This is a genomic window from Rhizobium sp. G21, assembly GCF_014158035.1.
In the GTDB taxonomy this organism is placed as follows: Bacteria; Pseudomonadota; Alphaproteobacteria; order Rhizobiales; family Rhizobiaceae; genus Rhizobium_E.
Window position 1 is genome coordinate 875,255 of sequence record NZ_JACFXW010000001.1, and the last position, 24,639, is coordinate 899,893.

Genomic DNA, 24,639 nt, shown 5'->3' on the forward strand with positions numbered 1-24,639 from the left:
TCGGCAACAGAATGGCTGAAAATCACAAGCGCTCCGGTTGGGCGCGGGAGACGGCTTGCCGCGCCACGTCGGCGGGTCTAGGCAGGATTCGCTTTCCTTTCGTCATCCCGGCTCCGTATTCCTCCCATGAACGCCGCGACCACTCGTTCCGCACGGCTGATTCTGCTGTCGCTTTTCGTGACCGCGCTCGGCAATTCCGCCATGATCCCGTTCATGGCCTATTTCATCATGCAGGAGCTCCATATGAGCGCCCTGCATGTGACGGGTTATTCCGTGGCCGCGAGCCTGCTGACGATGCTCTGCAACCGCGTGGTCGGCGAGCGCATTGACCGGGGCGGCCGGATGTTCGATTATGTTGCGGTCGGCAATATCGGGCTGATGGTGGCGAGTCTCGCGGTTCTCGTCGTCCCTACCTATCTCACCGTTCTGCTGGCGGCGGCGCCCTGCCTGGCGCTTGCGGGCGCAGGCGTCTCGGCCGTCTACATCCTCGGTCGCCTGTTCGCGGAGCGCAACGGCCTCGACGTGCAGCGCTACAACGCCAAGGTCCGCACCATGGTGTCGACCGGCTGGATGTTCGGCCCCGCCCTCTCCTATCTGATCGCCGCGCGGGGCGGCTCATTCTACGTCTTCCTGTTCGTGCTGGCGCTATCGATCGCCGCCCTGGCCACGACCGCAATCAGCCTGCCGCGCGACTTTCGGACGGAGAAGCGCGAAACGCGTTCGGCTTCCGAAAACCCGGGCTGGTTCGACAACCGCCCGCTCTGGCTCGCGGCAGGAGCTTGCTTCCTGTTCAACATCGCCCATGTGCTCTGCGCCTCGGCGCTGCCGCTGTTCTATATCCGCGAAGCGCATCTGCCGGTCTATGCGCCGGGTCTGTCGCTGACCTTTAAATGCCTGGCGGAAATAGTGGCCATCATGGGCTCGTCCTACATCACCGAGCGCATCGGGCGCCGCAACGCGCTGTATTTCGCCGCCGTCGCCGGGCATGGCGGCCTTCGCCGTCCTGCATGAGGCGACCAGCCTGCCGCTGATGGCTTTGGGCGCGCTGATGGAGGGCGCCTATTTCGGGCTTTTCGCGGGCGTGGCCGTGAGTTTCATGCAGGGTTTCGCCCGAGGCCGCATCGGTCGGGCTACCTCGCTCTACATGAACAGCCTGTTTCTGGGGTCGCTGACGGCCAGCACGATGACCGGTCTCATCGCCACCGCCTTCAGCTTTCAGGCGGCGATCGCCACCGCCGGGCTCGCGATGACGGCGGCGCTGGCGATGCTCTTTCTCACCCGCCGCGCCGACGCAGAAGCAGAGGCCTGAAACCGATCAGACCAGTTCGATGTCGATCACGCCGGGGTGGCGCGCATGGCGGCGGCGATCTCCGGCGAGATGCGGAAACGCTCCGGCAGTTCCACCTCGATCTCGCGCTTGCCCTCGTCCTTGATGACGATGAACGATACGACGCCTTCGCCGCGCTTGTTGAGATGGGTCGCCACCGAGCGCAGGGGCGCGGCGTCACGCACGAAAATGCGCATCGCCTTCTGCATCTGCACCGACTTTTCCTCCAGCGACTGAACCGACTGGATGCGCAGGCTCACGCCTTCCGGCCGCTCCTCGGCTTCGACGCCGATCACATAGGATTTGCCGGTTTCGAGAAGGTCGCGATATTGCGCCAAGGTCTCGGAGAACATCACCGCCTCGAACTGGCCTGAGGAGTCCGAGAAGGCGACGATGCCCATCTTGTTGCCGGTGCGCGTCTTGCGTTCCTGCTTGGAGATGACCGTCCCCGCGAGCCGCCCCGGCGCCTTGCCCTGCTTCACCGCATTGGTGAAATTGGCGAAGGTCTGCACCCGGAGTTTCGTCAGCACCGCCTGATAGGCGTCGAGCGGATGAGCGGTGAGATAGAAGCCGAGAACCTGGAATTCCTTGAGCAGCTTTTCAGATGCCAGCCAAGGGGCGGTCGGTTGAAGGCCGATTTTCTCGGGACCAGACGCGCCCGAGCCGAACATGTCCGACTGTCCGCTGGTCTTGTTCTGCACGGCGCGCTGGGCATAAGCCATGAGACGGTCGATGCCGGCCGCCAGCGTGGCGCGGTCGACGTTGAAACAATCGAAGGCCCCGGCCGAGATCAGGCTTTCCCAGACGCGGCGGTTGACGAGCTTGGGATCGGTGCGCAGGCAGAAATCCTCGAGGCTTTCGAAGGGCGTGTCGCCGCGGGCCTCGACGATGTGGTCGACCACCGCCTCGCCGACGCCCTTGATGGCGGCGAGCGAATAGAAGATGCAGTTGTCGCCGGTCTCGAAGCGGCGGAACGAGGTCTGGACCGAAGGCGGCACGATCTTGATGTCGAGCCGCATGGCGTCCTGGCGGAAGTCGTTGACCTTTTCGGTGTTGGCCATGTCGAGGGTCATCGACGCGGCCAGGAACTCCACTGGATAATGCGCCTTGAGATAAGCGGTCTGATAGGAGACCACGGCATAGGCCGCGGCGTGGGATTTGTTGAAGCCGTAATTGGCGAATTTGGCGAGCAGGTCGAAGATCAGGTTGGCTTGCGGCTTTGAGACCTTGTTGGCGATGGCGCCTTCGACAAAGCGCTCGCGCTGCTTGTCCATCTCCTCCTTGATCTTCTTACCCATGGCGCGGCGCAGAAGGTCTGCTTCGCCGAGCGAATAGCCCGACAGGACCTGGGCGATCTGCATGACCTGTTCCTGGTAGACGATGACGCCCTGGGTTTCCTTGAGCAGGTAGTCGATGGTCGGATGGACCGACTCGATCTCCTCCTCGCCATGTTTGCGGGCGTTGTAGACCGGGATGTTCTCCATCGGGCCCGGGCGGTAGAGCGCCACGAGCGCGATGATGTCCTCGATGCAGTCGGGCCGCATGCCGATCAGCGCCTTGCGCATGCCCGCGCTTTCCACCTGGAACACACCGACCGTCTCGCCGCGCGAGAGCATTTCGTAAGTCAGCTTGTCGTCGAGCGGCAGGGCGGAGAGATCGACCGAGATATTACGCTTGGCGATGAAATCGACGGCGACTTTGAGCACCGTGAGCGTCTTGAGGCCGAGGAAGTCGAACTTCACCAGCCCCGCCTGCTCCACCCATTTCATATTGAACTGGGTGACCGGCATGTCGGAGCGCGGGTCTCGATAGAGCGGCACGAGTTGCGCGAGCGGCCGGTCGCCGATGACGATGCCGGCGGCGTGGGTGGAGGCGTGACGATAGAGGCCTTCGATCTTCTGGGCGATGTTGAGCAGGCGGGCGACGACCGGCTCCTTCTCCGCCTCCTCCTTCAGGCGCGGCTCCTCCTCGATGGCCTTGTAGAGCGGCGTCGGATTGGCCGGATTGTTGGGCACCAGCTTGCAGATGCGATCGACCTGGCCATAGGGCATCTCGAGCACGCGACCGACGTCGCGCAGCGCGCGCGCGCGCCTGCAGCGATCCGAAGGTGATGATCTGCGCCACCTGCTCGCGGCCGTATTTCTGCTGCACATAGCGGATCACCTCTTCGCGGCGATCCTGGCAGAAGTCGATATCGAAGTCGGGCATCGAGACGCGTTCGGGATTGAGGAAGCGTTCGAACAGCAGCGAAAAGCGCAAGGGTCGATGTCGGTGATGGTCAGAGCGTAGGCCACCAGCGAGCCTGCGCCGGAACCGCGGCCCGGGCCGACCGGAATGTCGTGCTGCTTGGCCCATTTGATGAAGTCCGCCACGATGAGAAAGTAGCCGGGGAACTTCATCTTGGTGATGATCGACAGTTCGAAATCGAGCCGCTCGTTGTAATCCTTCTCGGTATAGCCGTTGGCGAGGCCGATCGTGTCGAGCCGCATCCGCAGGCCTTCCCAAGCCTGGCGCGAAAGTTCGTCGGACTCGGCCTTTTCGGCGGCGGCGTGATCGTCGGAGGCGCCGGTGAAGCGCGGCAGGATCGGCGCGACGCCCTTGAGCATGAAGGCGCAGCGGCGGGCGATTTCGACCGTGTTCTCGATCGCTTCCGGCAGATCGGCGAAGAGTTTCGCCATTTCCGCCCGGCTCTTGAAGTAGTGGTCGCGAGTCAGCCGGAAACGGCTGTCGTCGGACACCAACGCGCCATGCGCCACAGCCATCAGCGCGTCATGCGCCTCGAAATCGTCGGCGGCCGGAAAGAAGGGCTCATTGGTGGCGACGATCGGCAGTTCCAGCCCATAAGCCAGCTCCAGCATGCGGTTTTCATGGCGGCGGTCATAACCGGCATGGCGCTGGATTTCGACATAGAGCCGGTCCGGGAAATAATCGGCCAGAGATCTGACTCGCGACGAAGCGAGTGCGGCGTGGCCTTCGCGCAGGGCCATGTCGACAGGCCCCGCCACGCCGCCGGTCAGGGCGATCACGCCCTCTGTGCCGTGATCCAGCCAGGACCGCTTGATGTGGATCGTGCCCGGCCCATCGCCCTCCATATAGGCGCGGCTGACGAGATTGGAGACCACGTTATAGCCGTCCGTGGTCGCCGCCAGCAGCACGATCGCCGGCAGTTTGCGCAATTGGGGCTGGCGACCGCGCTCGTCGGCGACCTCGTCCTCGAAATCGATCGACAGCTGGCAACCGATGATCGGCTGCAGCCCGTCGCCCGATGCGAGCTTGGAGAATTCCAGCGCCGCGAACAGATTGTTGGTGTCGGTCAGCGCCAAAGCCGGCTGCTGGTCGGCCACTGCCTTGGCGATGATCTTCTTGACCGGCAAGGCCCCTTCCAGCAGCGAATAGGCGGAGTGCGCCCGAAGATGCACGAATTGCGGCGTCTCAGCCAAACCTTCGAGGGGAGAAATTGCGTCCGCGTCGGCCATGTCGCTTCACCTGGATTCTTTGACCCGTTGTAACGGGTCGAGCCGGCGCCCGTCCAGCCCGGGGCGAAGCGGAGTCGCGTGAACTCACAATGCGCTCATCACCACGGCGAAGCTCGCCACGAACATGATGACTGAGGTGAATGCTGCCATGTCACGAAAAAATCGGTCATTTACGCCTCCTGTTCGGTTATGTTCTTTTTATGTTCTATTATTGTTCTGTTGTCAACGATCTCCACAGGGGCAAGGTAAATGAATTCTTTCCGAGAATAATCCGGCCGCGTCGACCGTTGTTCAACCAGATCACCTTGTTCGGGAAAATCGTCATGCGCCTGTCCGCCCTCGTCGTTTTCGGCCTCCTGCTCTCCCCGCCCGCGCTGGCCGAACCCATCGACACGGCGTCGATCGTTTCGGCCGTGACGGGCGACTTCAACAAGGACGGCGAAAACGATCTGGCTCTCCTCGCGCGCGGCGAGGACGAAATGGATTTCCATCTTCTGCTCGGCGTGGCGGGGCGCGGTTATCTGGCTCCGACGGAGTTGATCAGGGGAAGGTTTGGGGCCAGGCCGCGCCCGACGGCTTCGTCGGGCAGGAGCCCTTCCTCGAAGCATTGCCGAACGGGTCCCTCGCGGTGCACACGCGCAACGACGCCATCGGGCGCAACCGTTGGAGCCAGACGCTCACGCTCGCCTATCGCAACAAGGCGCTGCTCGTCGCAGGCTTTTCATACGAATGGCGTGACACGCTGGAACCCGACAATGCCGGCCGGTGCGACATCAACATCCTGACCGGCAAGGGTTTTCGCGAGACGTATCCCAATGAGGGCGATCCGGTGAAATCGCCGGTGGCCATTCAGGCTAGGCCAACGCCTTTCTCGACCTGGAGCGACGACGAGACCATCTCCGCCTGCAATCCCGAATAGTGTTCTCTTTTTGTTCTTGTTAAATCCGCTTTTCGCAGCTAATGTGGTCGAGGGTGACGACGGGAGGCGGACATGGGCGAGTTGGAAAAAGTGATCATCGAGGCCAAACGCGCGGCCTATATCGGCGGGGCGACTGCGTCGCCCGCTCCCTCACGCATGGGAGCCCAGGACATCTCCTGGCGTCGCGGCGACTGGTTCTATCTCGACAGCTATTTCGGCGGCACGGATTTTTCGGGCCAGGAAGTGGTGTGGCGCCGCGGCGAGCCGGTATGGGCCATGTCCTATTTCGGCTACATCATCCATGACGACCGCATCGACGCGCCGCGCGCCGGAGTGGTGATCAAGCATGCGCTCGGGCGGCTCTATGCCGAAGAGGGACGTTTCTTGGGCGGCTTCACCTGCGCCCATGACCATGGCGTCTATATCGACGAGAACGAAGGCGACTTCACCCGCTTCACCGGCCGCGAGCGCATCGAGGTCGGCGGCGTCGAGGCCTACAACCTCGTCTATCACGGCGGGCTCATTCGCCCGTGAGACGACGGCTCAGAATCGGTAAGTCAGGCCGATCTGGACGACGGGATAGACCTGATACGGGTTCAGGCGCTCCTGCTGCTTGCGGATCTCTCTCTGGATCTGCTTGTCGGTGAAACCGTATCGGTCGGCGTGCGAGACGACGTCGAGATCCGGCTGGCCGCCATAGAGCGCGCCGAGATCGAGGGAGACGCTGAGGCGATCCTTGATCTTGAGATTGTAGCCGAGGCCGAGATAGGGCTGGACCGGGTTCTGCGTGATCTTGTAGGTGGTCAGCGGATCGCGGATGATGACGGTGATCGCGTCCTTGCCTTTGCCGTAGCGGCGTTCGAGATTCGACAGGCTGCCCTTCACGTAAGAGCCTGACAGCCTGACGCCGCCGGAAAGGCGCAAGCCTTGCTCATAAGGGTAGTAATCCGCCGTCGCGCCGAGGCTGAACAGCCGCGCCCTGTTGTCCGTATCCGATCGATGGGCCGCGTAGGAAAAGTCGAAGCTGGCGCCCGAGACATCGAATCGCGCCGCCCAGGCGTCGTCCAGACGCTTCTCGGCCCCGATGCCGATCCCCAATGTGCCCGCCTGCGGCGTCAATGTGAAATCGTCGGCGTTTGCGACGCTGGTCATCGCCGCAGCGATCAGGCCTGAAAAGAATGCGATGCGCACAATGCCCCCTGAAAGCCCGCCCCCGCGCGCCGTGTCGTGTCTACCGCATCGAGTCTACGCGCAACTGGTTTCACCCTTGCTAACGCAGGCGAGCCGGAATTTATTTCGCCTGATGTCGCGATTGAATTTGAACCGGCCCATCCCCTCACTTATGTTCCGGGCGACGGCGTTGGATCGGTGGTCGCCTTGACCCTGGCGCAATCGACAGATCCAATGGTGGATATCGGCGAGTCTCAGACGGGCATCATGGCAAAGCGCGCATACAATATTCCCAATATGTTGACCTATGCACGGATCGTGGCGGTGCCGCTGATCGTCGTGTGCTTCTTCGTGAACGGCGAACTGCAGAGTTCGGATTTCGCGCGGTGGACGGCTTTTTGGCTGTTCGCCGTGGCTTCCATCACCGATTTCCTCGACGGCTATCTCGCCCGGATCTGGAAACAGACCTCCAATATCGGCCGCATGCTGGACCCGATCGCCGACAAGCTGCTGGTCTCCTCGGTGCTGCTGCTGCTCGCCGCCGACCAGACCATCGCCGGCTGGACGCTCTGGGCCGCGATCATCATTCTCTGCCGCGAAATTCTCGTCTCGGGCCTGCGCGAATATCTGGCGGCGCTGAAAGTGTCGGTGCCGGTGACCCGCATCGCCAAATGGAAGACCACGGCGCAGATGGTGGCGCTCGGCTTCCTGCTCGTCGGGCATGCCGGCGACAACATCTTCGTCTACACGACGGAGACCGGGATCGCGCTCCTGTGGGTGTCGGCATTGCTGACCATCTACACCGGCTACGACTATTTCCGCGCCGGCCTCAAACATGTGGTGGACGAGGAATGAAGGTCGATCTCGTCTATTTCGCCTGGGTCAGGGAGCGGATCGGCAAGCCGGGCGAAACGCTCGATCTGCCCGAGGGCGTGACCACCGTCGGTGAACTGCTCAATCATCTCAAGGGCCTGGGCGAAGAGTATGACGCGGCGCTCGAACATGACCGGGTTATCCGTGTGGCTATCGACCAGGAGCATGCCGAGCATGGCGAGAGCATCCTCGGCGCGAGCGAGATCGGCATCTTCCCACCGATGACGGGCGGCTGACATGGCGCCCTGCCCCATTCATGTCCGGGTGCAGGCCGAGGATTTCGACGCCGCGACCGAGACGGCGCGGATTGCCGGAGGCCGCGCCGACATCGGCGCGCTCGTAAGCTTCACCGGCCTCTGCCGCGACGAAGGCGGGCGGCTCGAGGCGCTGGAGCTCGAACATTATCCGGGAATGGCCGAGGCGCAGATCGCCAAGGCTTGCCAGGAGGCCGCCGAACGCTGGCCGTTGCAGGGACTTTCGGCCATCCACCGCCATGGCCGCATTGCGCCTGGCGAGCAGATCGTGCTGGTGATCGCCGCTTCGCCCCATCGCCAAGCAGCCTTCGACGCGGCAAATTTCGTGATGGACTATCTCAAAACCGCGGCGCCTTTCTGAAAAAAAAAAAAGAACATGGGCGTGATGGACAGTCGGGCGAATGGGTGAGCGCCAAGGACGCCGACGACGCGGCCTTCGCCCGCTGGCGGCGCTGACGCTCGGGAACAAATCTGCCCCATCCTCGATTTTCCAAGCAGAACGAGGAGAAAGATCATGACCGAGAGACACGGCGGATGCCTGTGCGGGCAAGCGCGTTATAACGTCAAGGGTGAACCTCTGCGCGTGGGCATTTGCCATTGCCTGGACTGCCGAAAGGAGAGTGGCTCCGCATTCGCCTGCTTCGCCATCTATCCGGCCGACGCGATAAAGTATGAGGGCGAAATCAAGACCTATCAGGGCCGCAGCTTCTGCCCGGTCTGTGGCGGTCGTTTATTCACGTTGACGACGGAAGAAGCGGAGATCCGCTTCGGCAGCCTCGACGAAGCCCCGACCGATCTCGCGCCGAGCTACGAATTGTGGATCCGCCGCCGCGAACATTGGCTGCATCCCCTGCCCGGAACCGAACAGCATCATGGCGACCGGCCATCATGACCGGCTGTCTCGTCGGAGCGTCACCGCCAGCAGCACCAGCAGGACCATCATGGCGAGATCGCGCCATTCGAAGCTGATATAGGCGCCGAAAAAGGTCTCGGCGAATCCGAACAGAAAAGCGCCGGTCGCGCAGCGGCTCGGCGACGTCTGTTCGCCGATCGCGGCGATCATCACCACTTTCAAACCGAACATCAACCCGGATCCGAAATCCATCGAGCCGTAATAGGCGGAGGCGAAGAGCCCGGCGATCGACGCCGCCACCGCTGTCGCCAGACCCGCGACCACCACGACATTTCGCGCATTGATCCCCATGAGTTCGGCGGCGAAGGGATCATCGGCGACCGCCCGCCAGGCGCGTCCTCCCGCGCTATTCGACAAATAGAGCGCGCCGGCAGCCAGCAGGACCGCGGTAAACGTGGGCTCGATCACCTGGATCAACGTGACCGACACGGGAAATCCGCCGCCGTCCCACAGGATGCTGCGGTGGTTGAGAAATGGCGACAGCCAGAGATCGCGGCTGTCGGCGGCGATGCGGACGAGCTCCATCAGCACGATCATCAGCGCCAGCGACACCGGAATCACGGAGGTCGGAGCGTGCGCCTGAAGCGGCCCGGTGATCTTCCAGCCGATGACTCCGCCGGCCAGGAGGCCGTAGATCAGCGCGACCGTCGCGCCGAAGCCGAGGGCGGCGGGATAAGTCAACCACAATGCCGTCCAGCCGAAGCCGGTGAAGAAGATGAAGATTTGGCCTGTGAAGGCGAACAGCGCGCCCATGGTGAAATCCGGCCGCCGCGTCAGCGCGAAGCTGATGGAGTAGCCGAAAGCAAGCAGCGCATACAGCGCCGAGATCGGCGCGGCGTTGATGATTTGCTGCAGGCAGAAGGCCAGGTCGGACGCGGTGAGCATGACAAATTATAACTTGTAAAAAAGGTTTTGCCAGTTATTATTCAGCCTATGAGCTTCGAATGGACACCTCACCGCTTTTCCGGCGGCGCACTGGCGCTGGATGTCGCCAACAGCGTCATCCTGCGCGCCGACCCAGAGAAACGGGTCGATCGCTTCGCCAAGGCAGATCACCTCGCCGCCTTTCCAGCGGCCGCCGAAATCATGTGCGCCGAGCGGGACGACTTTTCTCAGCTCGCTGCGGTGAGACCGGAGAACGAGAGTCTTTTCCTGGAGTTACGGGAAAAGGCGGACGCATTTTATCGCGTGAAGGCGCGTGACGGCGGCGACGATCCATCGTTGCTCGCCGATCTGCTCGACGCCATCGCCCGCATCCTGCGCGCCCATCCCCATGCGACGACGCCGGAACCGGTCGATCTCGCCACGGCGCGCTCCGCCCTGCGGCTAATCGCCTTGCCGGAGCCCGAGCGACTGAAGATCTGTCCGAATTGCGGCTGGCTGTTCCTCGACCGCAGCAAGAACAAGAGCCGCGCCTGGTGCGACATGGCCGTCTGCGGCAATCGCGCCAAGGCCCGCCTTCACTATCGACGGAAAAAGGGGAAAGACGGATGACACGCCTATGGCTCTCGGCGCTCATCGTTCTGGCGCTTGCCAGTTGCCAGCGCGAGGACACGGATTACCTCACGATCAACGGCAAGATCTTCATCTTCAACGTGCGGCTCTCCAAGGCCTATTACGCGCTCAATCTCAACCGGCTCGCCGGCGTGCCGGATGGGGCCAAGGTGACGGCGGAGTTTGAAAATCCGGCCGGCGGGCCGCCACTCACGGTCACCAAGAAGGTGTTCCCCAACATGGCCCGCATCGATTTCCAAAGCCCGGATCTCGACTGCATCGTCGCCGACAAGCCCTATGCGATCACCATCACGCTGCGCGATCCCGCGGGTAAGGAGATGCAGACGATCAAGACCACGCTCGCCTCGACGCTCGACCAGACCGTGATGCCCGAACAGGCGCTGGTGCGCGGCAACGCCTATGATAAAAACCCCGCCGCCTATGACGCCGAGGGCCATGTGAAATTCAGGACGGCGTGCGCGGCGCAGGGGTAACCGCCTTCAAGACGTCGATCACGTCCACGCTCCGCGCCGTCGCGCCGAAAATCCCGCCTTCCGAGCGGATCGTTTCCAGCGCGGCCGCATGGTTGGAGGTCACGGTCGCGGCGCAGCAATCCTCCAGCAACAGGCATTCGTGGCCGCGCTCGGTGGCGTCGCGGATGGTGGAGTGCACGCAGATGTCTGTCGTGACGCCGCAGACGATCAGGCGGCGGACGCCGCGGGCGGTCAGGATGCGGTCGAGGTCGGTGGCGTAAAAGGCGGAAAAACCAGGCTTGTCGATAACGGGTTCGCCGGGCGCCGGCGCAAGTTCCGGCACGATATCCCAGCCGGCCTCGCCGCGCACCAGCAGACGTCCCAGCGGTCCCCGGCTTCCGATTTCAGCGCCGCCATTGGCCGAGCGGAAGCGTTTCTGTGATGGCAGATCGGAAAGATCCGGGCGATGGCCCTCGCGGGTGTGCACCACCAGTCCGCCCCAGGCTCTCACCGCCGCCAGGACGGCCTGAATGCGCGGGATCAGCGCACGGGCGGGGGCGACGTCATAGCCCATGGCGCTGACATAGCCGCCGACTTCGCAGAAATCGCGCTGCATGTCGATGACGACCAACGCCGTCATCAGCGGGTCGATCACGTGGTCATGCGGCCAGGGATAGGGATTGGCTGCTATGGTCGGCATGACGGCTCCTGGGCGACGGCGGCGAATTTGTTGCGCCGCACACTTCCACAGCTCGCATCATCATTCAATCGGCCAAAGAAAAACCGCCCGCGAGGCGCCTCGCGAGCGGTTTCGAACTTGAGACCGCAGAAGGCTCCGGTCAATGACTTCAGCCGACGATTTCGGTGTCGGAGAACCAGTACTTGATTTCCTGCGCCGCAGTTTCCGGAGCGTCGGAGCCGTGGACCGAGTTTTCGCCGATCGACAAAGCGTGGGTCTTGCGGATGGTGCCTTCATCGGCGTTGGCCGGGTTGGTGGCGCCCATGATTTCGCGGTTCTTGAGGATGGCGTTTTCGCCTTCCAGCACCTGCACCACGGTCGGGCCGGAGGTCATGCCCTCGACGAGTTCGCCGAAGAAGGGACGCTCCTTGTGCACGGCGTAGAAGCCCTCGGCTTCGCGGCGGCTCATCCAGACGCGCTTGGAGGCGACGACGCGCAGGCCGGCGTCTTCGAGCATCTTGGTGATGGCGCCCGTCAGGTTGCGCTTGGTGGCGTCCGGCTTGATCATCGAGAAGGTGCGTTCAATCGCCATGTCTTGGTCCTCTGTCGGTTGATTTCCTTGGGTGGGCGGCTCAATAGCCGCCTTCTCCCGCGAAAACAAGAGGGCGAGGCCGGGGGCGCCTCGAAAGACGGAATATCATGGCTTTGTCACACGTTTCCGCGACTCATGAGGCGGCGGCGACCGCCCGGCCCGCCCCGTCATGGAGATCGAGGCAGCGCTCGAACCACATCGCCACCGGATCGTCGGTCTTCAACAGGCTGACAGGGCAGACGACGCGGGCCCATTGCAGCGCGCCGAAGACGATGTAATCGGCAAAGAGCGGCCTGTCGCCGCCGAGCCAGGTTTGATGCTTGAGCGCATGCCTGACGGGTTCGAGCTTGGCGGGGAAGGTCTCGATCTCTAGCTCCCGATCGGCCGCGACCTGCTCCAGCGTCCTGCCCAGCCGGCTTTCGCGACTGGTGCGGAAATACGCCTGATCCTCCGGCGCCAGACAATCATGGATGTCGGTCAGCATGATCCGCGTGAGCGCCGGATGTATCACGAACTGGCTGTAGCCTTCGAGCGCGCGGGTGAGCGCGACGCCTGCGCCGCCGCCGAAGAGCGAGGGACGATCCGGATAGGTTTCATCGAGATAGACGGCGATGTCGAAACTGTCGCGCACCAGCCGCGCGCCGTCCTTCAGGACCGGCACAGTCGGAGAAAATCCGTTCTCCAGCGCGGGAATGGCAGTGAAACGCGTCGGGGATTCCTCGAACGCCAATCCCTTGTGATGCAGGGCCATCACCGCCTTCCAGGCATGCGGGGAAAATCTTGTGTCGCGGCTTGCGCCGCACAGAGTGTAGAGCTTCATGGAACCACCTGCCGACTTGTTCGGGACAGCATGCGCGAAAGCAGATCCAGGCGTCCAATTCAAACTTTTAATATCTGGAGGCGCTGGAGCGTGATGGATGGTCGCGCTAGTTCTGGCTGAAAGGAGAGACATATCATGAGGGAAACATTTCGTATGTTCGCCGCCTATAACCGCTGGGCCAATACGGCGCTCTATGATGCGGCGGCGGAGTTGAGCGAGGAGGAGTTGCACGCGCCCACGGGCGCTTTCTTCGGTTCGCTTATCGCCACGCTCAACCATATCCTCGTCGCCGACCGGATCTGGCTTAAGCGGTTTACCGGTGCGGGGACCGCGCCCAGCCGTCTCGACGTGATCCTGCATGACGACCTCGCCGCGCTCCGCCGAGCGCGCGCCGCGGAAGACGAACGCATTGTCGCCTGGATCGCCGGTCTGACCGACGACGAGATCGTGGGGACTTTCACCTACACGCCGGTGACGTCGCCGCAACCCGTCACGCAACGGCTGGGCGGCGCGCTGTCTCATCTATTCAACCACCAGACCCATCATCGCGGACAGTGCCACATGATGCTGACGACGCTCGGAAAACCGAGCCTGGCGCTCGATCTCATCTACTTTCTACGCACCCCCGAAGGCCGCGCCTTCGGTTGCTGAACGGCTGGTCCACGCGTTTCCTCGTCGCGCTCAGGCGGCGAGACGTCCGTTATGGCGGCGCGCGGCGTCGCCGACGCGGAAATGTTCGATCAGGCGGTCGAGCACGTCCGCCTCGCTGGCGAGCGCATGCACCGCGGCCGTCGATTCCTCGACCATGGCCGCATTGTGCTGGGTGCCTTGATCGATCATATGCACCGACTCGCTGATCGTCGACAGGCCGGCGGACTGCTCCCGGGTCGCATGGACGATCTGCTCGACATGTTCGGAAATCGCCCGGACCTCGTCGCTGATATTCTTCAGCGCCTTTCCGGTTTCGCCGACCAGTCCGACGCCATGCGACACTTGGTCGGCGGACGCATTGATGAGCGTCTTGATTTCCTTGGCCGCATTGGCCGAGCGCTGCGCGAGTTCGCGCACTTCTGTGGCGACGACGGCGAAGCCCTTGCCGGCGTCGCCGGCGCGCGCGGCTTCGACGCCGGCGTTGAGCGCCAGCAGATTGGTCTGGAAAGCGATCTCGTCGATGACGCCGATGATCTGGCCGATCTGCTGCGAGGACCCTTCGATCTTGCTCATCGCATCGACGGCGTTGGAAACGATCTCGGCGGACTTTTCCGCGCCACGCTTGGCGTTCTCGACGAGCCGATTGACATTCTCGGCCCGGGTCGCAGTCTTCTGCACCGTCTCGGAGATTTCCGTGATCGCGGCGGCCGTCTCTTCGACCCCCGCCGCCTGGCGCTCGGTCCGGTTGGACAATTCGTTGTTGGCTTCGCGGATCGACTCGGCGCCGCCTCGGACATGGGTGGCGGCGGCGCTCACCTCGCGCATTGTCTTGTCCAGCCGGTCGATGACCTGGTTGAAGGTCTGGCGCAGCACGTCCATGCGGCCGGAGAGTTTGGTTTCGAGCCGGTAGGCCAGGTTGCCGCTCGACAGTTCCGTCAGGCCGGCGGCCAATTGTTCGACGGCCTGGGCGGTCTGTTCCGCCTCGACAGCCTTCTCGGCTTCACGGCGCGTCCTTTCCTCCAACACCACCGCGTCGGCGCGGCGCGCCTCTTCGGCGCGTTCGGCGGCCTGCGCGTGAGCGGCCAGAGCGTCGGCCGTCGAGCGGCTCGCAGCTTCCACGGAGCCCACGACGGCGCCGGTGAGCGCGATCAGGACGCCGGACTGCAGGATCAGGATGACGGCGTGCAACAGAACGCGGGTGAAATCGAATTCGCCGGGGAAGACCGCCGACGGAAGAAGGAAGTCGAGCACCAGATGATGAACGGCGACAACTGCGGCGAAGCCGATGATGGCCCGCCAATCGATCCAGGCGGCGCAGATCGCCAGGGTGGCGAAGAAATACATATATGCATGTCGACCTGGTAGGCGCCGCCCTTGAACTGATAGACGAGCACCGCGACCTCGGCCGCCAGACTGACCGACGAGAGCGTCCGTATCGTCGGGCCGAACCTGTCGCGAACCCACACGGACGTCACCAGCGCCGCGATCGCCGCGCTCGCGATGAAGCCGACAGAGGAGCCGCCATCGGGCAGAAACACCGATGCGGCCAACGAGAACATAACATTGGCCCAGATCAAAGTCAGGACGCCGTAGGAAGCCTTGGCGCGCAAACGGTCGAGCGCATTCATATCATTTTCCTTCTTTACAGCCTGCTGCGAGAGCGTGGTCCAGAACCAGCGCGGCGCCGCTTTGAAACAGTCGTCCTGCAAAATTACGGTCGTCCGAATGCGCAATCCCGACCCAGTCGACCCGAGTCGACGATACGAGCGTGCCGCCGGCGTCGCCGATAATGCGCAACAACGCCGCCGGATCGGCGCCGGGCCGCGTCACGACGACGACGAATTCGCTTCTTGGAAAAGCGACCGCCGCAAACATCGCGACGAAACAGAAGCAGGCTCCCGTCAGGAGAACCCTCTTGTCCAGCCGATCACGGTGATCGTCAGCCACGCCCTCACGCTCCGATCGTCGCGACGTCCCGCTTCACGAGGCGCCCACTTCACTGTTTTTGCTATTTCCCACCATCGACGACAAAGGTTAATTCGAGGTATTTCCACGCCGCGAATTGCATATAAGCCAATATAGACTTCGATAATTGTCGCAACTTATGCTGCAACGCCAAATTTTATTGACTTATGTCAATATTATTCATGATCCGCTTCGGCTGGGCGCGCATGCTCAAAACCGCGTTTCCTTCCGAAATGTTTTGGGCTAAAGCGACTACATGATCGCGATTTCAGGACTGACGGCCCGCATTGCCGGGCGACTTCTTCTCGACGACGCCAGCGTCTCCCTGCCCACCGGCGTCAAAGCCGGCCTGGTGGGGCGCAACGGCGCGGGCAAATCCACTTTGTTCAAGATCATCACCGGCGAGATGGCCCCCGAATCCGGCGATGTCTCGGTGCCCCGGGGGCGCGCATCGGCCAGGTGGCGCAGGAAGCGCCCGGCACCGACGATCCGTTGATCGACATCGTGCTCGCCGCCGACAAGGAGCGCGCCAGCCTGCTGGCGGAGGCAGAGACGGCCACCGATCCGCACCGCATCGCCGAAATCCAGGTGAGGCTCGCCGATATCGACGCCTATTCGGCCGAAGCCCGCGCCGCCTCGATCCTCGCCGGCCTCGGCTTCGACGAAGAGGCGCAGCACCGCCCCGCCAAGAGCTTTTCGGGCGGCTGGCGCATGCGCGTGGCGCTCGCCGCCGTACTGTTTTCCGAACCCGACCTGCTGCTGCTCGACGAACCGACCAATTATCTCGACCTCGAAGGTGCGCTGTGGCTGGAAGATTATATCCGCCGCTATCCGCATACGGTCATCATCATCAGCCACGACCGGGATCTGCTGAATTCGGCTGTCAATTCGATCGTGCATCTAGACCAGCAGAAGCTGACCTTCTATCGCGGCCCTTACGACCAGTTCGAGCGGCAGAAGGCGGAAGCCGAGGAATTGCAGACCAAGGCCAAGGCCAAGAACGAAGCGCAGCGCAAACATCTGCAGAGCTTCATCGACCGCTTCAAGGCCAAGGCGTCCAAGGCCAAGCAGGCGCAGAGCCGCATCAAGGCGCTGGAGCGGCTGGGCACTGTGGCGGCGGTCGTCCATGACCACGTGCAGGGCTTTTCCTTCCCCGACCCCAAGCGCGAGGCGGCCTCGCCGATCATCGCGGTGGAAGGCGGACTGGCGGGTTACGCCCCCGGCAACGCGATCCTCCGCAATATCAATGTCCGCATAGACACCGACGACCGCATCGCGCTGCTCGGCTCGAACGGCAACGGCAAGTCGACCTTCGCCAAGTTCATCTCCGGGCGGCTCGCGCCGCTGGGCGGCAAGGTCACGTCGGCGCCAAACCTGAAAGTCGGATTCTTCGCCCAGCACCAGTTGGACGACCTGATCGCCGATCAAAGCGCCGTCGATCACATCCGCCGCCTGATGCCCACCGAGCCCGAAGCCAAAGTGCGCTCGCGCGTGGCCCAGATGGGCCTGGCGACCGGCAAGATGGATACCGCCGCCAAGGATCTCTCCGGCGGCGAAAAAGCGCGGCTGCTGATGGGCATCGCGGCTTTCGAGGCTCCCAATCTGCTCATCCTCGACGAACCGACCAACCATCTGGACATCGACAGCCGCCGGGCATTGATCGAGGCGCTGAACGACTATTCCGGCGCCGTCATCCTGATTTCGCATGATCGTTATCTGATCGAGGCGACCGTCGACCGGCTCTGGATCGTGCGTGACGGCACGGTGAAGGCGTTCGAAGGCGACATGGACGAGTATCGCGACATCGTCGTCGGCTCGAACAGGAAGCCGCGCAAGGAGAAGGAAGAAGCGCCCGCCCCGCAAGCCGCGGCAGCCGCCCAGCCCAAGCGCGGCAATCCGGCGGTCATGCGCAAGAAGGTCGAGGAATTGCAGGTCATGATCGGCAAGATCGAGCGCCTGATCCAGGGCATCGACACCGAACTGGCCGATCCCCAGCTCTACGCGAAAAATCCTGCGCGGGCCGGCGAACTCACCAAGGCGCGCGCCAACGCCGCCAAGAAGCTCGCCGACACCGAAGAGGAATGGCTGCTCTTGTCGACCGAACTGGAGGAGATGGGCGTCTGACGGCGCCGTCTCCGGTCAGCGCGCCTGCGGGTCGCCATCCTCGACGCCGCTCGGAGGCGAACCCGCCAAAGGCGACGGCGCGATTTCACGGCGCGCCTTGTCGAAGATCTCCATCAGCCGCGCTTCCTGGCTGCGGTCGAGATTGGTGCGGATGATGCGGCCGCCATGGGCGCTCATCGCCTCGATGACCCGGTCTGACGAGGCGCGTTCGGCAAGCAGGAACAAGGCCGCCTGCCCCGGCTGCAAAACGCCCGCGACATCCTTCATGAACTTGTCGTTGACGCCGTAATCGGTCAAGGCGCCCGCAAGCGCGCCCGACGCCGCGCCGGCGGCCACGCCCAGCAAAGGATTGAAGAACAACAGGCCGGCCAACAGACCCCAGAATGCGCCGCCCGAGGCGCCGAGCGCCCAGAGATTGACCATCTGGTGCAGCTTGATCTCGCCGTCCGGTTCGGCGGTGGCGACCACGGCGTCGTTGACGGTGACGAGATACTCACGAGAAAGATTGAAGAGACCCTTGCGGGCTTCCTCGGCCTGGATCTGGCTGTCATAGCCGAAGACGATGAGTTCGGACATTGCGGTTCCTTTCCTGTCAGCGCCCCTATCATCTGATATGGGGCGCGGCGCGGCGGATTAAACAGCAGCCCCCGTGAATTCCCGACGACAGAGGCGCGCTCAGCCGAGCTCGAAGGTCGTAACCCCGAAAATGCGCCTGAGCGGCAGTTCCGGGTAATGGCCGCGATACATTCGCGCCGTCTCGAACACCGGATGCATGCCGTAACGCAGCGCGAGCGCCCTCGCCTCGGGATTGGGCATGGGAATGTCGAGATAAACATGTCCGCCGCCGACCCGGGCGATCAGCGTCCGGAATAGCCGGTCGGCGATATCGGGACTGTCGGCGAAGAGCGGGCCTATCTTGTAGCCCGAACCGCAAGCGCGAATGGCGCCGAGGCCGGTGATCGCCCCGCCGTCGCGGAAAGCCAGAGCGAGCCTACCATGTCGCCCATCGGCGGTCGGATCGAGCCATGCGGCGAGAAACCGAGCGCGCGACGCGGGATTGCAGCCGGCGTCATAGGCCAGCAACGCCTCCAGCGGCGCTTCGCTCGCGCGCACGATGCGCGGATCTCGTGGATCCTCGCATGTGAGTTGGGCGCCGTAGCGGGCATTGGCGTGGGCATAGGCGAAGCCGGATTTGCGATAGTTTTCCTGCTGGGCGACGACGCCGTCGAGACCCACCGTCTTCGCCTGGCTCATCGCCAGGACCTGGCTCCACAATTTAAAGCCCAATCCCTGCCCTCGGAATTGCGGAGCCACGATGTAGAAGCCGAGAAAACCGTAATCGGCATGATGGTGGACGAGAGAGACGCCGGCGGCGATCTCGCCGTCCATCTCGTCCACCCAATATCCTTCGGGATCGGCGCGCCAGAAGGCGTCGACATCGGCGAGACCGGGATTCCAGCCTTCCTTCGCCGCCCAGGACACCAGCGTTTCGAGATCGGTTTTCGTCGCCCTTCTAATCATGCTTGCCACTCCCGTTTTGGCAGTGCATCACAAAAAGCACGGTTTTACCAGTTGCTTCCTCGCCGCGGCGCTTGCCCGGCGGCGGCATTCTGATAAGAGCGAAGAATAATCATACTATTCCAGGAAACACTCAGTTCGGGAACAGACAGATGGCCCCCATCAAGCTCGCAATCGTCGGCGTCGGTAAAATCGTGCGCGACCAGCATCTTCCGGCGATCGCCGGGAACGCAGACTTCGCTTTGGTCGCCACCGCCAGCCGTCACGGGACGGTGGACGGCGTGCCGTCTTACAAATCGATCGAAGAAATGCTCGCGGCGATGCCGGAGATCGAGGCGGTGTCGCTCTGCATGCCGCCGCAGTTTCGCTACGAGGCGGCGCTGACCGCGCTCAACGCCGGCAAGCACGTCTTCCTCGAGAAGCCTCCGGGCGCGACCATTTCCGAAGTGGAAGATCTGAAGCGCATCGCCGAAGCAAAGGGCGTATCGCTGTTCGCCAGCTGGCATTCGCGCTATGCGCCGGCCGTAGAGGCCGCGAAGGAGTTCCTCGCCGCCTCGCCGCTGAAGAAGCTGTTCATCAACTGGAAGGAAGACGTCCGCCATTGGCATCCGGGCCAGGCCTGGATCTGGGAGCCGGGCGGCCTCGGCGTTTTCGATCCCGGCATCAACGCGCTGTCGATCCTGACGCACATCCTGCCGAAGCCGGTGTTCATCACCGAGGCAGAGCTGGAATTTCCGGAAAATCGCGCCGCCCCCATCGCCGCCAGCATGCGCTTCTCCAACGCCGACAAGCCCGATGTGTCGGCCGAGTTCGACTGGCGCCAGACCGGCCCACAGAGCTGGGACATCGAGGCCGAAACCGAAGCCGGCAAGATGCGGCTGGCGGACGGCGGCGGCAAGCTGTTCATCGACGGCGCGCTCGCCTTCGAAGGGCCGATCATGGAATATCCCAATCTCTACGCGCGCTTCGCCGAGATCATCAAGGTTGGCGTCAGCGATTGCGATATCGCGCCGCTGACCCATGTCGCCGACGCCTTCATGCTGGGCCGCCGCAAGATCGTCGACGCCTTTCACGATTGATCGGAAGCGCCCCGGATCGGCTCGAAACGGGGCGTCTTAACTGAATGGCAAGGCTTGGGCGTCATCATTGCGCCGGACGATTTTATCCGGAGTGATGTTTTGAGCCCTTTGCTGGCACGCCTGACACGCCGTTTCAGAGGCGCCGCCGCATACGCGGCGACGCTTTTCGGCGCGGACCGCAGCGGCAAGGTCGCGCTCGCTTTCGCCACCAGACCCGGCGCCTATATTCCCGACGTTCACTCCGACCGCGCCACGCCGTCCGATCTTTTGCTCGCGGCCGGGCTGGCAAAGGTCCTCCAGCAATATCTCGGCTCTGTCCGGCTGACGCAGTGAGGGCGGCATGAGACGATTGCGCGATTATCTTCTCAACAGAAAGGGCAGCGCCGCGATTGAATTCGCGATCCTTGCTCTGCCGTTCATCGTCATCATCCTGGCGATCATCGAAATCGCGCTGATGTTCTTCGTCGACTCGGCGCTGGACTCGGCCGTGCACAAGGCCGTCCGGCAGGTGCGCGTCGGCACGGCGAAATCCGGAAACTGGCAGATCGCCAATTTCAAGACCGCGATCTGCTCGGAGCTTTCCTATTCCTTCTCGTGCTCGAGAGACCTGCTCGTGCGCGTGTCGGTCATCACGAACATGAGTTCCGTGTCGAAGGTCAACCCGTCCTCGGGCGGCGTGCTGAACGTCACGGAAACCTTCAACATCGGCAATGCCGGCGATTACGTGCTGGTGCAGGCCTTCCTGCCCTGGGACCCCACGCTCAAACTCTACACCTTCGCGTCCGGCCGCCTCAATGACGGGCGTTACGTGCTCGGCGCCGCCGACCTGTTCAAAAACGAGCCCTTCTGATGACGGATCCGCGACCGAAGAAGACAATCCGCTCGTCGATCCGGCGCTTCGGCAAGGATCGCTCCGGCGTCTCCGCGATCGAATTCGTGCTCATCTTTCCGATTCTCGTCGCATTGCTCGCCGGCACCGTCGATTTCGGCCAGGCGCTGATGGTGTCGCGCAAGATGAACCAGATCGTCTCGACCCTGGGCGACATGATCGCTCAGAAATCGGCCTGGACGACGTCGGAAGCCAACGCCATCATCACCGGCACGACCACGATCATCCTGCCGTTTTCGACCACCAACCTCAAGATCAAGCTTGCCGTGGTCGACGTCGCCTCGGATTTGTCGACCAAGGTCAATTGGGGTCTCGCTTATCAGGACACCAAGCCGGCCGCCAACAGCGCCTCGCCGGTGACCGTTCCGTCAACGATCGCCCAATCGGGCGTGCAACTGGTGACCGTGGTGGCCAGTTATGACCTGACGACGCCGTTCTCCACCCTGTTGCAGCCCGTGACCGGCGTTTCGACCTATCACTACAGCAAGACCTACATCATGCGGCCGCGCGTAAAGGACACGATTACGCTGGATTGACCGGCGGTCGCGTCAGGCCTTCTTTTCCCAGCGACCATCGTTGTTCTGCTGCCAGTAAGACAGTTGCCCGCCCCCGGCCTTCAGCCGCTTCCACTGGGCGCGCGCCTGCGCGAGTTGCGCCTCGTCATGGCCGTCGAACATCAGCACCAGCCTTTCGTAGCCGGCGATGTCGTCCGGCGCTGCGCCATCGACATAGAAACGGATATGGGCGCCGTTGGGATTGCCGTCGGTGGAGGTGATGAGAATCGGCTGTTCATCGGCCATCTCCTCCGATGCGAGGCCGTGCGGCAGAAAACTGTCCGCGCGATAGGTCCAGAGATGCGCGTCGAGCGCCGCTTCCCGCTCGACGCCCGTCGTCTGCACGGCGATGCGCCATTTGCGCTCGAGGCTTTTTTCGAGCAGAGGCGGAAGCGCGTCCTCCATCCTGGTCTCGGTGAGATGATAGAACAGAATATCCACGCGCCCGCCCCGCTGTTGACCGATCAGGCTTCGTAATAGGCCCTGACGAGTTCGTCCAGCAACCGCACGCCGTAGCCCGACGCCCAGGACTGGTTGATTTCGTCCGACGGCGCGCCCATCGCGGTCGAGGCGATGTCGAGATGCGCCCAGGGCGTGGAGCCGACGAAGCGCTTCAGGAACTGCGCCGCCGTGATGGCTCCGGCCTGGCGGCTGCCGCCGGTGTTCTTCATGTCGGCGAAACGGCTGTCGATCATCTTGTCATATTCGCGGCCGAGCGGCATGCGCCACAGGCGTTCGCCGGTATTGATCCCGGAGATCAGCAGATTGGCCGCCAGAGCGTCGTCGTTGCAGAACAGACCGGCGTGATGGGCGCCGAGCGCCACGCCGATGGCGCCGGTGAGGGTCGCGAGGTTGATCATGAAAGCCGGCTTGAAACGTTGATTGGCGTACCAGAGCGCGTCGCAGAGCACGAGGCGGCCTTCGGCGTCGGTGTTGATCACCTCGATCGTCTGGCCCGACATGGATTTGACGATATCGCCGGGCCGCTGGGCGTTGCCGTCCGGCATATTCTCGACGAGACCGATGACGCCGACGACATTCACCTTGGCCTTCCGCGCGGCGAGCGTATGCATCAGGCCGGTGACGGCGGCGGCGCCGCCCATGTCGCCCTTCATGTCCTCCATGCCGGCGGCCGGCTTGATCGAAATGCCGCCGGTGTCGAAAACGACGCCCTTGCCGATGAAGGCATAGGTCTTGTCTTTGGGCTTGGCGCCTTCCACTGCATCACCACCAGACGCGGGGGACGCACCGAGCCCTGCGCCACGCCGAGCAGCGCGCCCATGCCGAGCTTGCGCATGTCCTTCTCGGTGAGGATCTCGATCTCGACGCCGAGTTTTTCGAGTTCTTCGGCCTTGGCGGCGAATTCCTCCGGCCCGAGCACATTGGCCGGCTCGTTGACGAGGTCGCGCGCGAGGATGACGCCGCCGGCCACGGCTTCGGTCGTCTCGAGGGCCTTCTTGGCGGCCGAATGCGCGGCCGTCACCAGCGTGACCTTGGCCGACTTGTCGCCGTCGCCGTTGTCCTCGGAGTCGTCCTTCTTGGTCTTGTAACGATCGAAACGATAGGCGCGCAGCATCATGCCGAGCGCGAAATCGGCGGCGTTCTTGGCCGTCGTATCGTGATCGGGAACGTCGAGGAAGACGCTCGCCTTCTCGACGCCGGAAAGCGCCGCGGCGACGACGCCGCCGGCCTTCATCCAATCCTGCGCGCCGAATTCCTGCCTGGCGCCCAGGCCGATCACCATGAGACGGTCGGCCGCCGACCCTTCGGGCGCGAGCAGATCGAGCTTGCCGAATTTCTTGCCCTTGAAGCGCGCGGTCCTGGAAGCCTTGGAGATCACTCCGGAAGGGTCGAGATCCTCAGGCGCGGACGTCGGCCCGTCATCCGAAAACCTCAGAACGACAGCGACGCCGCCCGCGATCTTGGCCGAGCGGGAGAAGGAGAATTCGAAACGCGAAGACATTCGCAGCACCTTTCAAGACGATTATCGATTCTGATCTTGGACAAGGCGATCCGCAATGCAAGCATAACCCTCCCCCGCCTGTCATATTCGTGTTACTAATTTTCATGATCTTCGTGCGTGAACCGGGTTCCATGGCTCATGACGGCTGAAGACTACGAAAGAAGCGCTCTGTCCTACACCATGCTCGCCCTCGTGGCGGCAACGGTGACGCTCGGCGTCTTCCAGGCTTTTCCCCAATTGGATCTCGCGACCGCAAAGCTTTTCTGCCACGCCTATGCGGCGGGGGACCTTTCGGCGAATGGCCGTTACTGCCCCGGCTTCCCCGCTCAGGGCGACGCGCGCGTGATCGTGATCCGCAAGATCCTGTTCTACCTTCCGCCCCTCATCGCCACCCTCTTCGCGCTCGACATCGTCTATCGCTGGGCGGTCACGCCGCCCTGGCTCTGTCGCGGCTTCAGGCGGGAGGCGCTGGCGGTCCTGGCGTATCTCGCCGGCCCCATCGCCGTCGTCAACGGCATATTCAAGGAATATTCCGGCCGCCCGCGCCCCTACGAAACAAATCTGTTCGGCGGCGAACTGCATTTCGTCCCGGTGGCCGATTTCACCGGCGCCTGTTCCAGCAACTGTTCTTTCGTCTCCGGCGAAGCTGCGGCCGCCGGCTGGCTGATGGGCGTCGCCCTGCTCCTTGCGCCGCGCCGTCCCCGTCTGTGCCGGGGATTGATCGCCGCATCGCTGATCACGCCGATTTTCCGCCTGGCGATGGGCGGTCACTACCTGTCCGACGTGCTGCTCGGCTGGCTTTTCGGCGCCGTCTCGCTGCCCCTGATGATCCTCGCCTACGCCTCCATCCGGAGCGCTCTCGTGCAAGTGATCAAAAGCCGGACTTGATCGGCCCTGTCAAAAGTG

26 protein-coding genes and 4 pseudogenes are annotated in these 24,639 nt (G+C 63.1%); 17 read left to right on the forward strand and 13 right to left on the reverse strand.

Translation table 11 applies throughout. The features are described from left to right. Positions 1 to 126 precede the first annotated feature (126 nt). Positions 127 to 1,011 carry an MFS transporter gene (locus H2O14_RS04420; RefSeq protein ID WP_182826672.1) on the forward strand — a complete coding sequence of 295 codons (885 nt, stop codon included), beginning with the start codon at positions 127 to 129 and terminating at the stop codon, positions 1,009 to 1,011. Continuing rightward, entirely contained in the window at positions 986 to 1,309 is a 324-nt protein-coding gene (locus tag H2O14_RS04425; protein WP_182826673.1) for a hypothetical protein, read from the forward strand. Before H2O14_RS04420 ends, H2O14_RS04425 begins: the two co-directional genes overlap by 26 nt. 6 nt (positions 1,310 to 1,315) lie before the next feature. Here H2O14_RS04425 and dnaE read toward each other — a convergent pair. Together dnaE and H2O14_RS04435 are read right to left on the reverse strand one after the other, a co-directional pair. Next, positions 1,316 to 4,803, reverse strand: a pseudogene (gene dnaE / locus H2O14_RS04430) (DNA polymerase III subunit alpha). 170 nt (positions 4,804 to 4,973) lie between these two features. Beyond that, on the reverse strand, positions 4,974 to 5,294 hold the full coding sequence (locus H2O14_RS04435; protein ID WP_182826674.1) for a hypothetical protein: 321 nt from the start codon (positions 5,292 to 5,294) through the stop codon (positions 4,974 to 4,976). Positions 5,295 to 5,410: 116 nt separating this feature from the next. Here H2O14_RS04435 and H2O14_RS04440 point away from each other — a divergent pair, with 116 nt between their 5' ends. Together H2O14_RS04440 and H2O14_RS04445 are read left to right on the forward strand one after the other, a co-directional pair. Further along, complete coding sequence (locus H2O14_RS04440) at positions 5,411 to 5,722, forward strand: hypothetical protein (protein ID WP_182826675.1); 312 nt, start codon at positions 5,411 to 5,413, stop codon at positions 5,720 to 5,722. A gap of 72 nt (positions 5,723 to 5,794) precedes the next feature. Then, the gene (locus tag H2O14_RS04445) at positions 5,795 to 6,256 is read left to right on the forward strand and encodes a DUF5680 domain-containing protein (protein WP_182826676.1); all 462 of its coding nucleotides are present in this window, start codon (positions 5,795 to 5,797) and stop codon (positions 6,254 to 6,256) included. Between the two features lie 9 nt (positions 6,257 to 6,265). Here H2O14_RS04445 and H2O14_RS04450 read toward each other — a convergent pair whose 3' ends face one another. Then, a complete protein-coding gene (locus H2O14_RS04450) occupies positions 6,266 to 6,913 on the reverse strand; it encodes a hypothetical protein (protein WP_182826677.1) in 648 nt (215 codons plus the stop codon). A 246-nt stretch (positions 6,914 to 7,159) separates the two neighbouring features. Here H2O14_RS04450 and pgsA point away from each other — a divergent pair, with 246 nt between their 5' ends. From pgsA to H2O14_RS04470, 4 genes and pseudogenes are all read left to right on the forward strand, one after another. Next, positions 7,160 to 7,747 carry a CDP-diacylglycerol--glycerol-3-phosphate 3-phosphatidyltransferase gene (gene pgsA, locus H2O14_RS04455; protein ID WP_182826678.1) on the forward strand — a complete coding sequence of 196 codons (588 nt, stop codon included), beginning with the start codon at positions 7,160 to 7,162 and terminating at the stop codon, positions 7,745 to 7,747. Further along, positions 7,744 to 8,001: a molybdopterin converting factor subunit 1 gene (gene moaD, locus H2O14_RS04460; protein WP_182826679.1), complete on the forward strand. Its 258-nt coding sequence runs from the start codon at positions 7,744 to 7,746 to the stop codon at positions 7,999 to 8,001. The genes pgsA and moaD overlap by 4 nt, the downstream gene beginning before the upstream one ends. A gap of 1 nt (position 8,002) precedes the next feature. Continuing rightward, positions 8,003 to 8,475: pseudogene (locus H2O14_RS04465) on the forward strand (molybdenum cofactor biosynthesis protein MoaE). Positions 8,476 to 8,533: 58 nt separating this feature from the next. Then, positions 8,534 to 8,911, forward strand: a complete 378-nt coding sequence (locus H2O14_RS04470) for a GFA family protein (protein WP_182826680.1) — start codon at positions 8,534 to 8,536, stop codon at positions 8,909 to 8,911. Here H2O14_RS04470 and H2O14_RS04475 read toward each other — a convergent pair. After that, a complete protein-coding gene (locus H2O14_RS04475) occupies positions 8,906 to 9,799 on the reverse strand; it encodes a branched-chain amino acid ABC transporter permease (RefSeq protein ID WP_182829264.1) in 894 nt (297 codons plus the stop codon). The two genes, H2O14_RS04470 and H2O14_RS04475, sit on opposite strands and share 6 nt — an antisense overlap. Positions 9,800 to 9,865: 66 nt before the next feature. Here H2O14_RS04475 and H2O14_RS04480 point away from each other — a divergent pair, with 66 nt between their 5' ends. Together H2O14_RS04480 and H2O14_RS04485 are read left to right on the forward strand one after the other, a co-directional pair. Next, positions 9,866 to 10,426: a CGNR zinc finger domain-containing protein gene (locus H2O14_RS04480; RefSeq protein ID WP_182826681.1), complete on the forward strand. Its 561-nt coding sequence runs from the start codon at positions 9,866 to 9,868 to the stop codon at positions 10,424 to 10,426. Beyond that, positions 10,423 to 10,920, forward strand: a complete 498-nt coding sequence (locus tag H2O14_RS04485) for a hypothetical protein (protein WP_182826682.1) — start codon at positions 10,423 to 10,425, stop codon at positions 10,918 to 10,920. The genes H2O14_RS04480 and H2O14_RS04485 overlap by 4 nt, the downstream gene beginning before the upstream one ends. Here H2O14_RS04485 and H2O14_RS04490 read toward each other — a convergent pair. The 3 genes from H2O14_RS04490 to H2O14_RS04500 all read right to left on the reverse strand — a co-directional run bounded on the left by H2O14_RS04490 (position 10,892) and on the right by H2O14_RS04500 (position 12,990). After that, complete coding sequence (locus tag H2O14_RS04490; protein ID WP_182826683.1) at positions 10,892 to 11,599, reverse strand: cysteine hydrolase family protein; 708 nt, start codon at positions 11,597 to 11,599, stop codon at positions 10,892 to 10,894. The genes H2O14_RS04485 and H2O14_RS04490 overlap by 29 nt on opposite strands. Before the next feature lie 148 nt (positions 11,600 to 11,747). Next, positions 11,748 to 12,170 carry a nucleoside-diphosphate kinase gene (gene ndk / locus H2O14_RS04495; protein WP_137153977.1) on the reverse strand — a complete coding sequence of 141 codons (423 nt, stop codon included), beginning with the start codon at positions 12,168 to 12,170 and terminating at the stop codon, positions 11,748 to 11,750. A 133-nt stretch (positions 12,171 to 12,303) separates the two neighbouring features. Continuing rightward, positions 12,304 to 12,990 carry a glutathione S-transferase family protein gene (locus H2O14_RS04500; RefSeq protein WP_182826684.1) on the reverse strand — a complete coding sequence of 229 codons (687 nt, stop codon included), beginning with the start codon at positions 12,988 to 12,990 and terminating at the stop codon, positions 12,304 to 12,306. A 135-nt stretch (positions 12,991 to 13,125) separates the two neighbouring features. Between H2O14_RS04500 and H2O14_RS04505 the strand changes: the two genes are divergently transcribed. Further along, the gene (locus H2O14_RS04505; RefSeq protein WP_182826685.1) at positions 13,126 to 13,641 is read left to right on the forward strand and encodes a DinB family protein; all 516 of its coding nucleotides are present in this window, start codon (positions 13,126 to 13,128) and stop codon (positions 13,639 to 13,641) included. 30 nt (positions 13,642 to 13,671) lie between these two features. On the opposite strand, the gene H2O14_RS04510 is transcribed toward H2O14_RS04505, so the two are convergent. Both H2O14_RS04510 and H2O14_RS04515 read right to left on the reverse strand, forming a co-directional pair. Beyond that, positions 13,672 to 14,985, reverse strand: a complete 1,314-nt coding sequence (locus tag H2O14_RS04510; RefSeq protein ID WP_182826686.1) for a methyl-accepting chemotaxis protein — start codon at positions 14,983 to 14,985, stop codon at positions 13,672 to 13,674. Positions 14,986 to 15,270: 285 nt separating this feature from the next. Beyond that, the gene (locus tag H2O14_RS04515; protein WP_182826687.1) at positions 15,271 to 15,588 is read right to left on the reverse strand and encodes a hypothetical protein; all 318 of its coding nucleotides are present in this window, start codon (positions 15,586 to 15,588) and stop codon (positions 15,271 to 15,273) included. A 274-nt stretch (positions 15,589 to 15,862) separates the two neighbouring features. Between H2O14_RS04515 and H2O14_RS04520 the strand changes: the two are divergent. Next, a pseudogene (locus tag H2O14_RS04520) lies at positions 15,863 to 17,730 on the forward strand (ABC-F family ATP-binding cassette domain-containing protein). 15 nt (positions 17,731 to 17,745) lie between these two features. On the opposite strand, the gene H2O14_RS04525 reads toward H2O14_RS04520, so the two are convergent. Together H2O14_RS04525 and H2O14_RS04530 are read right to left on the reverse strand one after the other, a co-directional pair. After that, the gene (locus H2O14_RS04525) at positions 17,746 to 18,306 is read right to left on the reverse strand and encodes a DUF1269 domain-containing protein (RefSeq protein ID WP_182826688.1); all 561 of its coding nucleotides are present in this window, start codon (positions 18,304 to 18,306) and stop codon (positions 17,746 to 17,748) included. Positions 18,307 to 18,405: 99 nt separating this feature from the next. Continuing rightward, positions 18,406 to 19,251 carry a GNAT family N-acetyltransferase gene (locus H2O14_RS04530; protein ID WP_182826689.1) on the reverse strand — a complete coding sequence of 282 codons (846 nt, stop codon included), beginning with the start codon at positions 19,249 to 19,251 and terminating at the stop codon, positions 18,406 to 18,408. Positions 19,252 to 19,400: 149 nt separating this feature from the next. Here H2O14_RS04530 and H2O14_RS04535 point away from each other — a divergent pair, with 149 nt between their 5' ends. From H2O14_RS04535 to H2O14_RS04550, 4 genes are read left to right on the forward strand one after another with little or no spacing between them, the layout of a single operon-like run. Next, complete coding sequence (locus H2O14_RS04535) at positions 19,401 to 20,327, forward strand: Gfo/Idh/MocA family protein (RefSeq protein ID WP_182826690.1); 927 nt, start codon at positions 19,401 to 19,403, stop codon at positions 20,325 to 20,327. Positions 20,328 to 20,381: 54 nt separating this feature from the next. After that, on the forward strand, positions 20,382 to 20,660 hold the full coding sequence (locus H2O14_RS04540; protein WP_182826691.1) for a hypothetical protein: 279 nt from the start codon (positions 20,382 to 20,384) through the stop codon (positions 20,658 to 20,660). A gap of 7 nt (positions 20,661 to 20,667) precedes the next feature. Next, positions 20,668 to 21,177 (forward strand): TadE/TadG family type IV pilus assembly protein, encoded by a 510-nt coding sequence (locus H2O14_RS04545; RefSeq protein WP_182826692.1) that lies wholly within the window; start codon positions 20,668 to 20,670, stop codon positions 21,175 to 21,177. Continuing rightward, the gene (locus H2O14_RS04550) at positions 21,177 to 21,752 is read left to right on the forward strand and encodes a TadE/TadG family type IV pilus assembly protein (RefSeq protein ID WP_182826693.1); all 576 of its coding nucleotides are present in this window, start codon (positions 21,177 to 21,179) and stop codon (positions 21,750 to 21,752) included. The genes H2O14_RS04545 and H2O14_RS04550 overlap by 1 nt, the downstream gene beginning before the upstream one ends. Before the next feature lie 12 nt (positions 21,753 to 21,764). Here the strand turns inward: H2O14_RS04550 and H2O14_RS04555 are convergent, their stop codons facing one another. Both H2O14_RS04555 and H2O14_RS04560 read right to left on the reverse strand, forming a co-directional pair. Continuing rightward, the gene (locus H2O14_RS04555) at positions 21,765 to 22,211 is read right to left on the reverse strand and encodes a DNA polymerase III subunit chi (RefSeq protein WP_312858551.1); all 447 of its coding nucleotides are present in this window, start codon (positions 22,209 to 22,211) and stop codon (positions 21,765 to 21,767) included. A gap of 23 nt (positions 22,212 to 22,234) precedes the next feature. Continuing rightward, positions 22,235 to 23,733, reverse strand: a pseudogene (locus H2O14_RS04560) (leucyl aminopeptidase). A 138-nt stretch (positions 23,734 to 23,871) separates the two neighbouring features. Between H2O14_RS04560 and H2O14_RS04565 the strand changes: the two are divergent. Then, entirely contained in the window at positions 23,872 to 24,621 is a 750-nt protein-coding gene (locus H2O14_RS04565) for a phosphatase PAP2 family protein (protein ID WP_182826694.1), read from the forward strand. The last annotated feature ends 18 nt before the right edge of the window (positions 24,622 to 24,639 follow it).

What these genes read in the sequence shown, in the direction of transcription:
- H2O14_RS04545 (WP_182826692.1), top strand. Translation starts at nt 20,668, where the DNA reads ATGAGACGATTGCGCGATTATCTTCTCAACAGAAAGGGCAGCGCCGCG.
- H2O14_RS04565 (WP_182826694.1), top strand. Translation starts at nt 23,872, where the DNA reads ATGACGGCTGAAGACTACGAAAGAAGCGCTCTGTCCTACACCATGCTC.
- H2O14_RS04530 (WP_182826689.1), bottom strand. Translation starts at nt 19,251, where the DNA reads ATGATTAGAAGGGCGACGAAAACCGATCTCGAAACGCTGGTGTCCTGG.
- H2O14_RS04420 (WP_182826672.1), top strand. Translation starts at nt 127, where the DNA reads ATGAACGCCGCGACCACTCGTTCCGCACGGCTGATTCTGCTGTCGCTT.
- ndk (WP_137153977.1), bottom strand. Translation starts at nt 12,170, where the DNA reads ATGGCGATTGAACGCACCTTCTCGATGATCAAGCCGGACGCCACCAAG.
- H2O14_RS04470 (WP_182826680.1), top strand. Translation starts at nt 8,534, where the DNA reads ATGACCGAGAGACACGGCGGATGCCTGTGCGGGCAAGCGCGTTATAAC.
- H2O14_RS04485 (WP_182826682.1), top strand. Translation starts at nt 10,423, where the DNA reads ATGACACGCCTATGGCTCTCGGCGCTCATCGTTCTGGCGCTTGCCAGT.
- H2O14_RS04490 (WP_182826683.1), bottom strand. Translation starts at nt 11,599, where the DNA reads ATGCCGACCATAGCAGCCAATCCCTATCCCTGGCCGCATGACCACGTG.
- pgsA (WP_182826678.1), top strand. Translation starts at nt 7,160, where the DNA reads ATGGCAAAGCGCGCATACAATATTCCCAATATGTTGACCTATGCACGG.
- H2O14_RS04435 (WP_182826674.1), bottom strand. Translation starts at nt 5,294, where the DNA reads ATGGAAATCCATTTCGTCCTCGCCGCGCGCGAGGAGAGCCAGATCGTT.
- H2O14_RS04505 (WP_182826685.1), top strand. Translation starts at nt 13,126, where the DNA reads ATGAGGGAAACATTTCGTATGTTCGCCGCCTATAACCGCTGGGCCAAT.
- H2O14_RS04425 (WP_182826673.1), top strand. Translation starts at nt 986, where the DNA reads ATGGCGGCCTTCGCCGTCCTGCATGAGGCGACCAGCCTGCCGCTGATG.
- H2O14_RS04510 (WP_182826686.1), bottom strand. Translation starts at nt 14,985, where the DNA reads ATGTATTTCTTCGCCACCCTGGCGATCTGCGCCGCCTGGATCGATTGG.
- moaD (WP_182826679.1), top strand. Translation starts at nt 7,744, where the DNA reads ATGAAGGTCGATCTCGTCTATTTCGCCTGGGTCAGGGAGCGGATCGGC.
- H2O14_RS04500 (WP_182826684.1), bottom strand. Translation starts at nt 12,990, where the DNA reads ATGAAGCTCTACACTCTGTGCGGCGCAAGCCGCGACACAAGATTTTCC.
- H2O14_RS04525 (WP_182826688.1), bottom strand. Translation starts at nt 18,306, where the DNA reads ATGTCCGAACTCATCGTCTTCGGCTATGACAGCCAGATCCAGGCCGAG.
- H2O14_RS04550 (WP_182826693.1), top strand. Translation starts at nt 21,177, where the DNA reads ATGACGGATCCGCGACCGAAGAAGACAATCCGCTCGTCGATCCGGCGC.
- H2O14_RS04535 (WP_182826690.1), top strand. Translation starts at nt 19,401, where the DNA reads ATGGCCCCCATCAAGCTCGCAATCGTCGGCGTCGGTAAAATCGTGCGC.
- H2O14_RS04445 (WP_182826676.1), top strand. Translation starts at nt 5,795, where the DNA reads ATGGGCGAGTTGGAAAAAGTGATCATCGAGGCCAAACGCGCGGCCTAT.
- H2O14_RS04480 (WP_182826681.1), top strand. Translation starts at nt 9,866, where the DNA reads ATGAGCTTCGAATGGACACCTCACCGCTTTTCCGGCGGCGCACTGGCG.